At 45.7% G+C, this 16344-nt stretch carries 10 protein-coding genes; 4 read left to right on the top strand and 6 right to left on the bottom strand.

Annotation, left to right across the window (positions count from 1 at the left end; genetic code table 11):
• Positions 1–196: 196 nt before the first annotated feature.
• Both FX988_RS01420 and add read left to right on the top strand, forming a co-directional pair.
• Positions 197–2047, top strand: coding sequence for a M61 family metallopeptidase (locus FX988_RS01420; protein ID WP_160178006.1), 1851 nt, complete (start codon positions 197–199; stop codon positions 2045–2047).
• Positions 2048–2300: 253 nt separating this feature from the next.
• Entirely contained in the window at positions 2301–3341 is a 1041-nt protein-coding gene (add, locus tag FX988_RS01415; protein ID WP_160178005.1) for an adenosine deaminase, read from the top strand.
• A gap of 90 nt (positions 3342–3431) precedes the next feature.
• Here add and FX988_RS01410 read toward each other — a convergent pair whose 3' ends face one another.
• From FX988_RS01410 to FX988_RS01390, 5 genes are all read right to left on the bottom strand, one after another.
• Entirely contained in the window at positions 3432–6557 is a 3126-nt protein-coding gene (locus FX988_RS01410; RefSeq protein ID WP_160178004.1) for an efflux RND transporter permease subunit, read from the bottom strand.
• Positions 6554–8173 (bottom strand): efflux RND transporter periplasmic adaptor subunit, encoded by a 1620-nt coding sequence (locus tag FX988_RS01405; protein WP_160178003.1) that lies wholly within the window; start codon positions 8171–8173, stop codon positions 6554–6556. Before FX988_RS01405 ends, FX988_RS01410 begins: the two co-directional genes overlap by 4 nt.
• Positions 8170–9684, bottom strand: a complete 1515-nt coding sequence (locus tag FX988_RS01400) for a TolC family protein (RefSeq protein ID WP_160178002.1) — start codon at positions 9682–9684, stop codon at positions 8170–8172. Before FX988_RS01400 ends, FX988_RS01405 begins: the two co-directional genes overlap by 4 nt.
• Before the next feature lie 306 nt (positions 9685–9990).
• Entirely contained in the window at positions 9991–10494 is a 504-nt protein-coding gene (locus FX988_RS01395) for a hypothetical protein (protein WP_160178001.1), read from the bottom strand.
• A 178-nt stretch (positions 10495–10672) separates the two neighbouring features.
• Positions 10673–11857, bottom strand: a complete 1185-nt coding sequence (locus FX988_RS01390) for a cation:proton antiporter (RefSeq protein ID WP_160178000.1) — start codon at positions 11855–11857, stop codon at positions 10673–10675.
• 442 nt (positions 11858–12299) lie between these two features.
• Here FX988_RS01390 and FX988_RS01385 point away from each other — a divergent pair, with 442 nt between their 5' ends.
• Together FX988_RS01385 and FX988_RS01380 are read left to right on the top strand one after the other, a co-directional pair.
• Positions 12300–12566: a DksA/TraR family C4-type zinc finger protein gene (locus tag FX988_RS01385; RefSeq protein WP_160177999.1), complete on the top strand. Its 267-nt coding sequence runs from the start codon at positions 12300–12302 to the stop codon at positions 12564–12566.
• Between the two features lie 437 nt (positions 12567–13003).
• On the top strand, positions 13004–15148 hold the full coding sequence (locus FX988_RS01380; RefSeq protein ID WP_160177998.1) for an NADPH-dependent 2,4-dienoyl-CoA reductase: 2145 nt from the start codon (positions 13004–13006) through the stop codon (positions 15146–15148).
• 123 nt (positions 15149–15271) lie between these two features.
• Here FX988_RS01380 and FX988_RS01375 read toward each other — a convergent pair whose 3' ends face one another.
• Positions 15272–16168: a DUF2608 domain-containing protein gene (locus tag FX988_RS01375; RefSeq protein WP_254700693.1), complete on the bottom strand. Its 897-nt coding sequence runs from the start codon at positions 16166–16168 to the stop codon at positions 15272–15274.
• Between the last annotated feature and the right edge of the window lie 176 nt (positions 16169–16344).

The following is a 16344-nucleotide window of genomic DNA, read 5'->3' as shown; positions in this document are numbered from 1 at the left end:
CATCCCCTGATAAGCCGCTGTTATTTGGCAAAAGTCAGCATCCTGTGTATGAAGAAAACAAAATTAGGTGTACTTACTTCATTTAACGTAAAATTGGCCAGAATATAAAGTAATTTCGTTAAGATTTATCCAATAGTCGAATCCAAACGACTGAAATGTATGCTATTCATCTCTCTGTTTTTAAAGGTTTTAGTTCATGTCACATGACTCTTTTGATATCCACTACACTGTTAATGTCTCATCTCTAGCTGGTCATTTGATTGACGTAAGCTTGCACATTAACCTCCCCTCAAACGAGGGCCACGAACTAAGCTTACCAGCCTGGATCCCTGGTAGTTACATGATCCGCGACTTTGCAAAAAACCTGGTAGAAGTAAGCGCAAAGCACAAAGACGGCAATGCCGTTGAAATACGCAAACTCGATAAGCAAACCTGGAAGCTTGCCGCCAATACGGGGCCAATTGAAGTGTGTTATCGCGTTTATGCGCACGACTTATCTGTGCGCAGTGCTTATGTCTTCGATGACTTTGCTTTTTTCAATGGAACCAGTGTGTTCTTGGCGCTGAAAAACCATCGAGATGTCCCTTCCTTGGTCACATTGGTTAAGCCGCAACTTGCGCCATGCGATAAATGGCGTGTTGCCACGACCCTCCCCCTAGCGAACACCACAAAGCACCACGAGTTCGGTGAATATCAGGCAAAAAATTATAACGAGTTAATCGACCACCCCATTTTACTCGGCAATTATGACGCTATCCCCTTCGACGTGGTGACACCTGTCAAGCAAACAGAAGGCGTAGATGCGCAGCATACCTGCCAATTTGAACTGATTTTAGCCGGTGGGCATCGCAGTGATACAAAGCGCATGGCTGAAGATTTACGCAAACTATGCGCACATCACTTTGCTCTGTTCGATGACACCCCTCCCGTGGATCGCTATTTATTTATCACCATGCTAACCGGCAAAGATTTCGGCGGCTTAGAGCACATATCATCCACTGCGTTATTGTACAGTCGCGATGATTTACCCAGTTTGGCGCAAGCTGACCATATGCCTGATGGCTATCGCACATTTTTGAGCCTATGTAGCCATGAATTTTTACATACATGGCATGTGAAGCGCACTAGACCGGCAGTATTGCAAGCCAGCGAACTGAGCCAAGAAACCTATACACCCCAGTTGTGGATCTACGAGGGTTTCACCAGTTATTACGACGACATCAGCTTAACGCGCAGCTATGTCACAGGCCATGAGAGCTATTTAGAAGTCTTGGGGCAAACCCTTACGCGATTAGAGCGTAACGCGGGTCGCTTCAAACAAACAGTGACAGATTCGAGTTTTGATGCATGGACCAAGTTTTACCAACAAGACGCCAGCGCGATCAACAATATTGTTAGTTACTACGTTAAGGGGGCTGTGATTGCTTTGTGCTTAGATTTACACATACGCATGAACACCCAGCATACAAAAAGTTTGGATGACGTTATGCGCTATCTCTGGCAACACCACGGCAAGAAAGACCAAGGTACCCCAGACGATATTATTCATCGCATCGTACTTGACGACATGGCGCTACCCTTAGCCTCGTTTTTACAAGATGCATTGTATACCACCAAGGAATTACCCGTGGCGGCCTTATTAAATGAGTTTGGGGTCACCTTGCACAAGCGCCCACGCATCGATGGCAGCGATTTGGGTGGAAAACCGGCTCCGCGTGTCGCAAAAAATCAATTTGGCGCAGCGTTTAAAGCCGCAGATACTGGCGTAATCATTACCCAAGTAACTGAAAACAGCCCTGCATATGGGGCCGGTCTGCAAGTTGGCGATCAGTTAATCGCCTTGGATGGCTGGCAAGTCACCACTGGCAATTTATTAAGTATCTACCATCAATTTTCACCCAGTACACAGGTAACACTCGATGTATTACGCCATCAGCGCTTAAAACAATTACTCATGTCAGTAGAAGCGGCCATACAAGACACAGTGTATTTAACCGTCACTGACCAAGCCAAGCTGCAAAAATGGTTACCTAGCGTCAAATCATAGTGACGTATTCGCACTGGATTAAGTGCAATTTCATCTTGAACCATCCACGCTATGCATGTTGCACCAGTTTTGTACATTTACCTCAGTTCAGGGCAAAACTGGTGCAGTTTTCACTTATCGATCATCTCTACACCTTGTAAAAGTCTAATTAGTGAAGCCTATAGCAGAATTTTTCTCGGGCATGAACTTTGCTGTAAACGTTAGCACATAATTAATTTGCTATTTACTCAGTATCATAAAAAGGATCAGTCCAATGCAAACTCAACCATTCGATATGCAGCAGTTCATTTGCAATATGCCTAAAGCTGAACTGCATGTTCACCTTGAAGGCACCCTTGAGCCTGAGTTAAGTTTCGCTTTAGCCACTAAGAACAATATTCCATTAGAGTATGACACCCCAGAGCAACTTGTTGCCGCTTATGACTTTCATGACTTACCTTCTTTTTTAAAAATATACTACGCAGGCATGAACGTACTGCAGCATGAAGAAGATTTTTATCAACTCACTTGGGATTATTTAGCCAAAGCAGCTAGCGAAAATATCGTATATGTGGAGCTTTTCTTTGATCCCCAAGCGCATACATGCCGGGGAGTTAGCTTTGAAACCATCATTACCGGTATTCATAAGGCGCAACTTGATGCAGAGCAAAAGCTCGGTATACGTAGCCAGCTCATCATGTGTTTCTTGCGCGAGCTCAGCGCAGAGTCAGCAATGGAGCATCTCAAGCTCGCCATGCCCTATTTGCCGTGGCTAGTCGGTGTAGGACTAGACTCTAACGAGCAAGACAACCCACCATCTAAATTTGCTCAGGTGTTTGAATACGCTCGCGCGCTGGACTTAAAACTAACAATGCACTGCGACGTCAACCAACAAAATACCTTAGAGCATATCAAGCAGTGTGTAGATGATATTCAAGTGGATCGCATCGACCACGGGGTAAATGCCTTACAAGACTCAGCTTTATTGGCCTCTATCAAACAAAAACAACTTGGTTTAACGGTTTGCCCAGTATCTAATCGGTTCGTCGTACAGTCATTAACCTCAAACGAAATTCGTCAGATGCTTGAGCACGAATTATTAGTCACCATAAACTCCGATGACCCTGCCTATTTTCGTGCTTACCTAAATGACAATTTTATCGCACTGCAAAAAGAAGGACATTTTAGCGCACAAGATATCATCACTATGGTAAAGAATGCCTTTAACATAGCCTGGTTAAAAGACACGGAAATTAGCCAATATCTTTATCAAGTAGACCAATACGTCAAGCAGTCACATCATCAAGCGGCTTAATCCATTGAGCCGCGATAAGACCAATTGGTATAAGAGCGCCTTAAGCAAAAAACAGCCTTAAGGCGCGCGAGTGAACGGTAATACAACACATTACTGATTTTTTAAGCTGTGCTGTCGCCACAAGAAATACACTGCAGGCACGACCAATAAACTCAATATTAGCGCGCTTGCCATTCCCCCGACCATAGGGGCGGCAATTCTGCTCATAACCTCTGAACCCGTGCCGCTGCCGTACATCACGGGCAACAATCCAATAATGACCGTGGCCACCGTCATCATCACAGGGCGTACTCTGAGCCCTGCGCCTTGCATCACACTTTCGCGCAGCGCTTCTATGCTAATACGCTCCCGCTCTTTTTGCGCTCTATCGGTTAGCCCTTGATAGGCCTGATTTAAATACACCAGCATGATAACGCCAATTTCAACAGCGACGCCCGCCAAAGCGATAAAACCAACCCCAACTGCAACCGATAGATTAAAGTCCGCTAAATATACCAGCCATACGCCACCAATCATCGCCAAAGGTAAAGTCCCCAGAATGATAGCCACTTCTGCAAAGCGCTTAAAGTTCAGGTACAAAAGCAAAACGATAATGGCAAGAGTTAACGGAATAACATAATTCAGTTTATCTTTTGCTCGCTCGATATACTCATATTGCCCCGCCCAAGTGACGCTGTAGCCTGGTGGCAATTCGAGATTATCTTTGAGTAAAGCCTGTCCGTTTTCTACATAATGGCTAACATCGATATCTTCAATATCAATGAATATCCAACCGTTTAGCCGCGCATTTTCGCTTTTGATTGCCGCAGGTCCATCATCGATATACACACGGGCCACGTCTGCCAAGGTAATATGCTGACCACTTGCGGTAACAATCGGTAATAAACGGATTTGCTCAGGCGAGTCGCGATAGGCCTCAGGGTAACGCACGTTAATCGGGTAACGAGCTAACCCTTCAACGGACTCCCCTACATTAACCCCGCCGATTGCCATCGAAACCACTTGCCCAATAGTATTAATACTTAAGCCAAAGCGGGCAGCGGCTTCTCGGTCGATATCTACCTTAATATAGCGCCCACCAACCGCACGCTCTGCATACACAGAAGCAGAGCCTTGCATTGGCGATAAGATACGTTCAATGTCTTGCCCTAGTTTTTGAATAACCGCTAAATCCTCACCCGCCACTTTGATACCAACAGGGGTTTTAATTCCTGTAGCGAGCATATCAATACGCGTTTTTATCGGCATCACCCATGCGTTTGTCACCCCAGGGAAATTGACCGCCTGCTCCAGTGCGTTTCGTATATCTGCTTTAGTCATGCCCGGACGCCACTCGTCTTGAGGTTTAAATTGAATAAATGTCTCAATCATGGTCAAAGGCGCAGGATCAGTAGCTGTGTCTGCTCTACCAATCTTGCCGAACACATTTTTCACCTCTGGTACACTACGTATGAGCTTATCGGTTTGCTGAAGAACTTCCCTCGCTTTGCCCACAGATATCCCCGCATAAGTGGTTGGCATATACATTAAATCCCCTTCATCAAGGGGTGGCATAAACTCACTGCCTATGTCATTAAGAGGATAAAAACCAACAACAGTAACCATCAATGCGACAAGTACTGTACTTTTTGGGTAACGTAAAACGGTTTTAAGGGCTGGCATATAAAGAGCAATAAGCCCTTTATTAACTGGATTTTTATGCTCACTGATCACCTTACCGCGGATCGCGTATCCCATTAGCACAGGCACCACGCTTATAGCCAAGCCCGCTGATGCAGCCATAGCATAGGTTTTCGTAAACGCCAGCGGCGCAAACATGCGCCCTTCTTGCGCTTGAAGCATAAAAACAGGTAAAAAACTGACCGTGATAATCAACAAACTGAAAAACAATGCAGGCCCAACTTCTGACGCCGACTGAATGACGATATCCCAGCGGTTATCGTCTGTCAGTTCGGTGTCCTGCATATGCTTATGCATGTTTTCTATCATGACAATAGCACCGTCAGTCATTGCCCCAATTGCGATAGCAATCCCTCCGAGAGACATAATATTTGCGTTAATGCCTTGCCAGTACATGATGATAAATGCGACTAAAATACCTAGTGGCAAACTGACAATGGCGACCAAAGATGAGCGCACGTGAAATAAAAATATGGCGCATACCAAGCCGACAATTAGCAGCTCTTCAATTAACTTTGACCACAAATGATCCACCGCGCTGGTAATAAGTTCAGAGCGGTCATAAACCGGTACCACTTCTACCCCTTCTGGTAGCCCCTGTTTCAGTGCCTCAAGTTTCTGTTTAAAAGCGTCTATGGTTTTTTGCGCATTATCACCAAAACGCATGACCGCAATGCCCCCAACCACTTCCCCTTCGCCGTTCAATTCGGCAATGCCACGGCGCATCTGCGGCCCTAACTGAATATCTGCAATGTCGCGCAGTAACACAGGTATACCATTGTCATTAAACCCAAGTGGAATACGTGCTAAATCTTCGATACTTTGCAAATAGCCATTGGTGGAGACCAAATATTCCGCTTCGGCCATTTCAACCACTGAAGCGCCTACTTCTTGATTACCTGCTTGAATTGCGGTTTGAATCAAACTGAGTGGAATGTTATAGGCGCGTAGCTTATTTGGGTCTACCACTACTTGATATTGCTTGACCATGCCACCGATTGCGGCTACCTCAGAGATACCCGGTACAGTTTGTAATTCAAACTTTAAGTACCAATCTTGCAATGAGCGCAGCTCGCTTAAATCATGCTTTCCACTTTCATCCTTCAGGGCGTAGATATACACCCAACCTACTCCTGTAGCATCGGGCCCCAACTGAGGTTTTGCTTGAGAAGGCAAGCTTGGGCTCACCTGAGATAAATACTCTAGCACTCGGGTACGTGCCCAATAAGGGTCAGTATCATCATCAAATATAACGTAAACGTAGGAATCGCCGAAAAACGAAAAGCCACGAACCGTGGTTGCCCCAGGCACCGATAACATTGCACTGGTCAATGGGTACGTAACCTGATCTTCCACCACTTGCGGCGTTTGCCCAGGGTAACTGGTTTTAATAATAACCTGAACGTCCGACAGATCCGGTATGGCATCCACAGGCGTTTGCTTAATACTAAACAAGCCCAGGGCTACAACCATAGCGGTTAATAGCAAAACTAATAATCTATTATTGACGGACCAACGAATGATATGCAGGATCATGACGCGCCCTCATCAATAATGGATAAGGCTACAATCACAAAATCGCCGTCGCTAATTTCAAAGGTGAATTCTATTCGACTATTTGCATTTAGCTGATGAAGCACATGCTCATCAATATGTTCAGCAAAGCTAAATACCATAGTTGCAGGACCTCGCCCCCATTTTTCGATAGGACCGCGGCTAATATTTGCACTGCGTTGTTCAATATTAATCGAGTTTACTGTGCCTCGAACCTGTGCCTGCTCTGGTGCCGTTTTAACGTTTTGTTTTTTGCTTTGGCTTTTGCTTTCCATGTCCATGCTCATTTTCATGTGAGCCTGCATACTGTTATTATTTTGGCGGGTGCTGGCAGATCCGTTGTCGTGATCCATACGCACAAAATCAGATGAAATACTGCTTTGTGAATCAATTAAAAACTGAGCCGAGGTGACCACTTCATCACCCATTTCAATCCCACTGGTAATTTCAATTGCCTCACGGGACATTTTGCCTAACGTGACCGCAACAGACTTAAAATATCCCTCACCTAAGGCCAGCACCACTCGGTCTTGATTACCTGTACGGATGACAGCTTCACGAGGTACCGTTAGCGTCGCGGCACTGGGCTTACCTTGGATCGTAATATTTGAGTACATATTGGGTTTGAGTAATCGTTCAGGGTTATCAAAACGTAACCGGACTCGCAGGGCACGAGTAGATATATCAAGGGAAGGGTAAATGTAATCTAGCTTGCCTTGCCACTGCCTATCAGGCAGGTATGCCACGTCCATGTTAACAGCAAGTCCTTCCTCTAACAGTGAAGCCTGTTGCTCGAACACTTCAGCCTCTACCCATACCTCGTCAAGGCTCGCAATCGACAGTAGCGTGTCTCCCGGCTTGACATAAAATCCATGGCGAATTTTTAAATGTTCTAATACCCCAGATTGAGGGGCGTAGAAGGTCACACTTTGCAGTACTTTTCCGTCGCTATCCAACTGCTGCATAGCCTCTTGCGGCATATGCAGCGCTAACAACCTTTGCCGTGCTGCGTCAATAATGACGCGACTTTTCCCCTTTTTGGCCAGTAAATACTCTTCTTGAGCACTGACCAATTGGGGGGAGTAAATACCATACATTTTTTGCCCTTTACTAACGGTCTCTCCTGCTGTGCTCACGTATAACGCATCGACCCAGCCTTCAACTCGCGGGTGCATGTGCACTATGGTGTCTTCGTTGTATTTGATGTAACCCACCGTCTCAATGGTATTGTTTAAGGTGGTCATTTTCGCCTGCGCTGTGCGTACCCCCAAATTATTCACCACATCAGGAGAGATTTTTACTGACCCCGCTTGCGCAGACATGCTTTCATCAGCCCCCCTTTGGTTGCCATAAAATGGGATAAGATCCATCCCCATTGGTGACTTGCCCGGTTTGTCTCTACGAAAATTTGGATCCATCGGGGCAACCCAATACAAGGGCTCCCGTTGCTGGCTACTCCCCTTAGTCCCCTTCGCTGTCTGATTGTCTACTTGTTTATGCTCGTTCATGCCGCGCGATGAAAAAAGCAGCGTGCTTATAGCCGCTCCTATCACACCACCAATAAGTAAGGCGATCGCTATTCGCAAATGAGTTTTCATGGGCGTACTCCTGATAATATTGCAGACGACGGGTTTACTGATGAGGGTGAGTTGTCGGAAGCAGACTGTTTATGTGATTGCTGCGCGACCGGAGAAGCATCATCTGCAGACAATAAACGTACATCTTGATGGGGTAAAAAATAGTTGATTTTCGCGTGAATTTTTTGTTGTTCAATACGCAGTTTGAGTAACGCCAGCTTTGCATCCAGTTCAGTAATAGACACCTCTACAGCAGCGTGTAAACTACCGTAGTCATGACTCAAATTGGCAGTACTCACCTCTTTTTGCTCAACAACATTCGGCAAAATAATCTGTTCGTAATGGCGTATACGTTTTGCATATTCCACGAACTGAGCAGATAACACATCAAGCTGAGCCATCATTTGTCGAATAAGTAGGCGATAATCTGTTCTAAGAGCCTCTTTTTGATGATGGGCAGCAGCCACAAGGCTGTCTTGTTTTTGATCAGAAAACAACGGTAAATCCACACTCACCCCCAATGACCAAAAATCTGCGCGACTACTATTTTGCGCGTCGTCTTGTCGTTGAGCATAACTCGCGTTAACAGCCCACTTCGGGTCGTATTGGGTTTTGGCCAACTTTACGTCACTGTCACTGGCTGTGATGTTCTGCTTAAGCGCTTGGATACGCGGGTGCTCAACGAGTAACGCTAACATTGCATTACGTCGCCCCAGGGGCCCTTGCTTATCAGCGGTATTTGACTGTGCAGTCATGTGTTGCGTATCAAGGATGATAAAGTCAGGTAAAGAAGCTATTTCTGGCTGCTCACCCGCGGCATCACTGGCTAACTCACAGTTATCAAATTCAAGTTCATGCTTACCAAATGTAAAATCCTGGGGGAGCGTCTCTGAGAAAGAATCAGAGGCATTAACTGACGCGTACTGGTTTGATAAACCTGCATGTGACGAACGCTCATTGACTAACCACTGGCATAATTTTGCTTCAATAGTGCGCTTGCTGACGTTAAGTTCTGCAATGCGATCTCCTAACGTTGCCTTATCTAACTGTGCATTTAGCACATCATTCTGGGTAATCTGGCCACTGCCATTCGCATACACCGAGGCATAGTTTCGCTGGGCAATATCAATCAGTTGCTGCAATACGTCACTTTGCTGGGTAGCTAGGGCAATACTTTGCTTGGCGTAATATAAATCTAACCACAATAAGGTAATGGTCTGGGTAATCTGCTTACGCCTGTCATCACGCATAAGTGGCTGGGCCGCGGCCAATTGGTTAAAGCGTTGGCGAGTGATGCTGCGACTATCACCACGGGTAAAGGTCTGTTTTATCCCCACTTTAAACTGGGTCATAGGTTCTTGATCTAAGGCAAAACCATCACTGGGCAGGTTCAGTAAACCAAAAGAAAGCTCTGGGTTATCAAGTGTATCCCCCGCCACGCCCCGAGCTTGCAAAGCCCGTTCTTTTTGCTGGCTACCAGATAGCCAAGGATCTTGTTGCTGAGCGCGGGAGATCGCGTCAATAAGCGTCATTCCCCTACTGTGTGGTGCACTAAATAAAGTTGCTGACAGCAAACAAACTGCCGTTATAAATGTGTTTTTGACCTTCCTCAATACGTTGTAACGTAAAGGGGGCAATAACATAGTCAATTTCATGATGTATCTCGGCAAACATTTTTCAGCGTTAACAACCTGAATATCATCAGGACAGTCTATAAACAGTCAGACTTGCAACACTGGCTTTATTTCGAAGAGAAAGCGTGATGAATAACGTGAATGATCCGCCTCACTTTCTCGATTAAAACAATAATTGGGCAAAATAAACCCAATTAGAATGTGCTAACCGAATATGGGAGGGCGTTTCGCTTTTGATTGGAACGGGTCAGGCGTAGAAAATAAAACACTGATGATTTTATCCTCTGAGGGCAAACTCAGTATCACCCCTTGATAGGCGATGACGACTGCCGCACTACAAGCGGCTTCGGGACAATGGCACGACTCAACGCTGTCTTTATCACAGCATTCCATGTTCATTTCACTGTCTTTGTCGTCGTTATCCATCGATGCATGTGAATTCGCTGCGTTAAAATTGGAAACATCGTTCAGTTGCATCGCACAGGGCTTGTTCGCTTCATACTGCGCAGATTGCGCTTTCGTCACATCCCCCATAGGCATATTGGCATGCGACATTGTGCTTATGCCTGAACTTGTGCTCATAGTTGTATTTGTATTTTGCTGACTCGCCTGCATTTCCATCGCAACACATGCCATTCCATTTACGCCAAACGACTGTACTGCAAGCAGCAACACAATCAAAAGGTAGGATGTAAATTTATGGCTCATGAAATACACATACTCGTTTAATGCAAAAAAACAATGACAGACTATCAACGAAAAACACGGTACTGGCGGGTATTAATGCACCCAGCCTAGCCCTTACAGCATTAGTTTATCCTTTCATATGACTCACATGCACGTAAAATTTTGCATTCTTTTTTATTTGAAGTCGATAGACATGCGACTATTTATTATCGTCTTCTGCAATAGGAACACAAGGTGCTGGTAAAACTTTGCGTGCTAGTGCCACCCAAAAGGGGCTCGCGAACAAACTCAATGCAATCACCGCAACCGTCACATGATAACCATAGTCACTTATAAGCTTAGATTGGCGACCGAGTGTAGCCAGAATAAAACTAAACTCGCCCACTTGAGCCAACATAGCCGCGGCATAAAGACTCTTTGCCCAACTGATTTTTAGCAAACGCAGAGTCACAGTGGCAATTAACGTATTCCCCACCAATACTAAGAACAGTAATGATGCCAATAGCGTACTGTTTTGAACAATAAAGTGCACGTTTAACAACATACCTATAGACATGAAAAACAGCGCAATAAACACCACATGAAAGGCCTCTAAACTGCTTCTGATCCACAGTGAATCTTTCATCTTTGCCACCAGCATGCCGCCAACAAATGCCCCTAATGCCGTCGACAGGTGCATTAAGCCAGATACTAACGCCAAGCCAAAACAACACAGTAACGCCCCGAAAACCTGTAACTCGTGGTTCACTTTGAGCTTATTCAGCCAACGAAACTCAACATATTCTTGATTCAGTAACCAGCGCACTAATATCAACACTCCAATGCCCGCACCCACTTGCATAGCAATCACGTCGGATTGAACACCTGTCTCATCCATTATGCCAATCACAATCACCATAGGGATCACCGCTAAATCTTGCACCAGTAAGATACCTAGAACATGCTGGCCTTGTTCACTGTGCAGCTCGTTATTGTCTTGCATTAACTTGAGCACCACAGCCGTGCTACTTAAGCTCAGCACAAACCCGAGCAACACGATTCGCTGAAGTGACCAATCAAGCAGGCTACCAACAAGGTAAACGCACGCCACACACAATATTATTTGCAATCCAGTACTGGTGATAGAGACACGCCAACTGCGGCGCAATTTATCTGGGCTGACCTCCATTCCGATGAAAAACAACAGCAATATCACACCTAACGAGCCCATTGTCTCAATCACATCAATGTCATTAATCAGACTTAAACACTGAGGGCCAACAATAAGCCCGGTCAGAATATAAGCGAGCACAAGAGGTAGTTTGAACTGTCTAAACAGTAAAGAGAGCAACAAGCCGATTAAGGTTGTGCCCACCACGGCGGGTAAAATAGGGTCAAAATGCATAGGCGTTAATGTACAGTTTTATTATTTTGTAGATACAAAGACCATATTCAATTAAAAGGTTCCTGATTGAAAAGCTTTGTCACACTTCAGATCAATAATTAAAAACATAGCACACTCGAGGCATCGTCATGACATGGAGAACCGGAGTGAGGCGTGGTGTAAGTGCTTCTCCCTACAGTGAATCTGTAATAGAAAACTGCTGTGAAAAATATGCAATCCTTCAGGTAAGTGATACAGCCAAAAAATATGTATCGGGGGAGCTCAAATCTAAGTTTATGATGAAATGCCATATGCGACGGTAACTCAGCGGCTAATTGCAATACGGTACTTTCCTTGCTTTAACCTTAGTCTGACATACTTAAATCGATTTTAGCCACGTAGTGACTCATACATTAGCAGTGCAGTAAGTATTCTTACTCATCATTAGCAAGAAGGAGGCAATATGGCCGGAGGTTGGGCGAAAGATGGTGCAGTACAAGATCAAATTGACGCAAGCGTTGATGAAGCTGTGGCGCGAGCAAAAAGCCAAATGCTCAAAGGTGAGAGCGCTCAATTTTGTGAAGAGTGCGGCGAACCTATTCCTGAGCGGAGGCGGGTCGCGTTGCCAGGTGTTCAACTGTGTATCAATTGCCAAACAGAAATAGAGAAATATGCAAGTGTTACATCATCTATTAATCGCCGTGGTAGTAAAGACAGTCAATTGAGGTAAGGCGTCTACAACACAGGAATGGAATGAGGTTGAGCCTGTAACAAAAAATCTGTAATTGCGCTTTCTATTTTATGTTTTTAGCTTTTAGCTATTGGCTAGCCATTGCCAGTGACATGTATCTAACATACTCAGCGCGTCGACCTATCGAGCTATATTAGGCGCCACGGCTCGCCTTGTGGAGCTGCTTAAGCATACTGCTTTGTCTTTCGGTTCATGCATCATCCAATAAATATACTGCCCCCTCGGGCTCAAACCGTTTCCTGAGCGAAAATTACGAACGCGAGAATAGCGGCGCTGGCGGTCGTCCGCGGCAACATTACCGTATCCAAGTGACAATACCCTTTTGCCCTAGCCAATAGGTGTATTGCACCTAGGGCTTAAGCGTCTTACCCTTGATAATAGAATAATAATGATCATAAATTATATAGGTCGAGACCATGCCAACATCTAAAGCCCTATCTGAATCGTTTAATACCGAAGAAACCGACGCCCAAGAGCGAAAAACTCAAAACACATCAGCTGAAAGCACGCCAGATCAAAGCACGCAAACAAACTCACCCAGTGACTCTGCATTTCCACACTTATTGCGCCCTCTGGATTTGGGTTTTGCTACCTTAAAAAACCGTACCCTCATGGGCTCAATGCACTTGGGCTTAGAAGAAGAGAAAGGCGGCTTTGATAAACTCGCCGCATTTTATGCAGAGCGTGCCAGAGGCGGTGTGGGTTTAATCGTAACGGGTGGCATCAGCCCTAACATTGCTGGTTGGGTCGCACCCTTTGCTGGGCGCATGAGCAGTTCTCGCCACGCTAAGAAACATCGCGTGATCACAGATGCAGTACACAAAGAAGGCGGTAAAATATGCATGCAGATTTTGCATTCTGGGCGTTACGGCTATCACCCGTTTAACGTGTCTGCGTCAGCCTCGAAGGCCCCTATAGCGCCTTTTAAACCAAAAGCGTTATCATCTCGGGGCGTTAAACGCACCATCGCGGATTACGTCGCCTGTGCCAGCTATGCTCAAGAAGCGGGTTATGACGGCGTTGAAATTATGGGCTCTGAAGGGTATCTGATAAACCAGTTCTTTTGTGAGCGAACCAACCACAGAGACGACGAATGGGGTGGCAGCCTCGAAAACCGCGCCCGGTTAGCGGTTGAAATAGTCAACCAAACCCGGCAAAAAGTCGGTCGCGATTTCATCTTGATTTACCGTTTATCTATGCTCGACTTGGTTGAGGGCGGCGCCTCTTGGGACGAAGTGGTCTATCTGGCCAAAGCTATTGAACAGGCTGGCGCGACTCTTATTAATACCGGCATCGGTTGGCACGAAGCACGTGTTCCTACCATAGTCACATCTGTGCCCAGAGCAGCCTTTACCTGGATAACGAAAAGAATGAAAGCGGAAGTGGCGCTCCCTCTCATTACCACAAATCGCATTAACACTCCCGAAGTAGCCGAGTCCGTATTGGCCCAAGGTCATGCAGACATGGTGTCGATGGCACGCCCCTTTTTAGCCGACTCTCAATTTGTCGCCAAAGCCATGCGTAACGAATCACAACTCATCAATACTTGCATCGCATGCAATCAAGCCTGCCTTGACCATGCCTTCGCACAAAAACGTGCGAGTTGCCTTGTAAACCCACAGGCTTGCTATGAAACTGAGTTAATTTTTAAAACGGTGGCAGTACCGAAAAAAGTGGCCGTAGTCGGCGCAGGCCCTGCTGGCTTAGCCTTTGCAATCTATGCCGCAGAGCGCGGGCATCAAGTACATTTATTTGAGCAAGCCAGTGAAATTGGCGGGCAATTTAACTATGCAAAACAGATCCCGGGTAAAGAAGAATTCTACGAAACCCTGCGTTACTACGCCCGTATGATAGAAAAAACCGGTGTTAATCTGCACTTAAATATAAAGGTCAATGCCAATGCCTTACAAGAATATAAATTTGATGAAATTGTTATGGCTACTGGTATTGAACCTCGTCAATTATCCATCCCAGGTAGCAATCACCCTAAAGTTCTCAGTTACATTGATGTACTTAGGGATCATAAGGCTGTCGGCAATAAAGTCGCCGTCATTGGTGCCGGTGGTATCGGTTTTGATGTGGCAGAATACCTAGTGGAGCAAGAGCATCTAGCAACCGATATTGATAAGTGGTTGGCCAACTGGGGGATTGATAAAAGTGTTTCCCTTGCTGGCGGCCTCACTCAGCCACATATTGCCCACAGTGGCCGTGAGGTGTATTTACTCCAACGCAAATCAAGCAAAGTTGGTGCGGGATTAGGCAAAACTTCAGGTTGGGTACACAGAGCGTCTCTCGCCCAGCATAACGTGCAGATGATCAACTCAGTAGAGTACGTAAAAGTCGATGACAATGGGCTACACATTAACATCAATGGCGTGCCTAAAACGCTTGAGGTTGATAATGTCATCGTTTGTGCAGGACAAGAGCCCCTGCGCGAATTACACACCAGTTTACTCGACCTTAAAGTGCCCGTGCACATTATTGGTGGTGCAGATGTAGCAGCAGAGCTTGATGCCAAGCGCGCTATTCGCCAAGGTGCTGAACTAGCAGCGTCGATTTAGCGTTTTCGTTTGCCTACCCATCGCATTTTCCCACGCGTGTAACTGCATAAAATCCGACATATTAAAAAACCGCTAAAGGCATAAAGCCTTTAGCGGTTTTCTAGTAGCGATAGCAATCTTTATTTAATAATCACACTGGCGGTGATTAATATGCTCTGCCCTGTCTTCAAAATGCGTATTGAGCAATTCACCTAATGCGGCGCGCGAGGCATTGGCTTGCACGACTTCTTCTGGGGTAACCGCTTTTGAAATACGCGTGTAATGATACCCGTAGAAATTAATTCCGGCCGATTTGAGCGCATCACCCATGTTGTCGATATTGTGTTGTTTGTCGTCTACGAACACCACTGAGCTATATTCGTGGCCGGTACGCTCAAGTAAGTCAAGTAACATCACGCCCTTGTTCATGCCCTGAACCATAAATACACCGTCTACATAGCTTACCCTTGCTGTGCGGCCATCTAGGGTATAATCGTAATGCAGGCCCACATCAGGAGAGGTTAACGACTTGTCAGTGAAATCTAAATCGTTGCGCGCTAGCTCGCGCATTGTACCGGCGCGGTATGCACCAGAGCGGGCGGTTAAAATAACCACGTCATTGCTCACACTGTGCACCAAGTTGGCCATGTCCGGCTGAGTTGGTTTATTGGTCGCAATCTCAAATACCATTCCTAGGGTGTCAAACAAGCAATTTACTTTTTCAGTTTCGCGGGTCGGGATCACCACTCCACTTTCATTTAGCGCGCGTCCACGCTGCCAGTCGTACCATTTGTCGCTACCGAAAAATTCCGTTGCCGTTAACAAGGTATCGTCAATATCGAATACCACCAGCGTAGTTTGAGCGTCTAGGCTATTCGCTTGAACAACGGCATCATGTAAATCAGTCGTTGAGTACACCTCATTGACAATCTCCCCGCTGAATTCATTTTGCCCAACAGACACATGGACTGGATCATCGATTCTGTCATGTTGACCTGTCGCGCAACCTGTCAAAAACACGGTAGAACTTATGCTTAACATGGCAGCGCACGTTAAAGATTTACGCTTGATGCGGATGACATTCGCCTGAAGTAAATAGAGGGTTTTGAGCATTATTATCTATCGTTTTATGCAAAATTAGGCGCAAATCATACAACATTTACTCTTTAGCGTGTAGCCAGAATTCTTAGCCTACACAGCTAAAACAACCTAATAAA

The sequence above is a fragment of the Paraglaciecola mesophila genome, from assembly GCF_009906955.1.
GTDB lineage: Bacteria > Pseudomonadota > Gammaproteobacteria > Enterobacterales > Alteromonadaceae > Paraglaciecola > Paraglaciecola mesophila_A.
Note: the sequence above shows the minus strand (reverse complement) of the source record. Positions and strands in the feature narration are given on the sequence as shown.

What these genes read in the sequence shown, in the direction of transcription:
- FX988_RS01420 (WP_160178006.1), top strand. Translation starts at nt 197, where the DNA reads ATGTCACATGACTCTTTTGATATCCACTACACTGTTAATGTCTCATCT.
- add (WP_160178005.1), top strand. Translation starts at nt 2,301, where the DNA reads ATGCAAACTCAACCATTCGATATGCAGCAGTTCATTTGCAATATGCCT.
- FX988_RS01410 (WP_160178004.1), bottom strand. Translation starts at nt 6,557, where the DNA reads ATGATCCTGCATATCATTCGTTGGTCCGTCAATAATAGATTATTAGTT.
- FX988_RS01405 (WP_160178003.1), bottom strand. Translation starts at nt 8,173, where the DNA reads ATGAAAACTCATTTGCGAATAGCGATCGCCTTACTTATTGGTGGTGTG.
- FX988_RS01400 (WP_160178002.1), bottom strand. Translation starts at nt 9,684, where the DNA reads ATGACGCTTATTGACGCGATCTCCCGCGCTCAGCAACAAGATCCTTGG.
- FX988_RS01395 (WP_160178001.1), bottom strand. Translation starts at nt 10,494, where the DNA reads ATGAGCCATAAATTTACATCCTACCTTTTGATTGTGTTGCTGCTTGCA.
- FX988_RS01390 (WP_160178000.1), bottom strand. Translation starts at nt 11,857, where the DNA reads ATGCATTTTGACCCTATTTTACCCGCCGTGGTGGGCACAACCTTAATC.
- FX988_RS01385 (WP_160177999.1), top strand. Translation starts at nt 12,300, where the DNA reads ATGGCCGGAGGTTGGGCGAAAGATGGTGCAGTACAAGATCAAATTGAC.
- FX988_RS01380 (WP_160177998.1), top strand. Translation starts at nt 13,004, where the DNA reads ATGCCAACATCTAAAGCCCTATCTGAATCGTTTAATACCGAAGAAACC.
- FX988_RS01375 (WP_254700693.1), bottom strand. Translation starts at nt 16,168, where the DNA reads ATGTTAAGCATAAGTTCTACCGTGTTTTTGACAGGTTGCGCGACAGGT.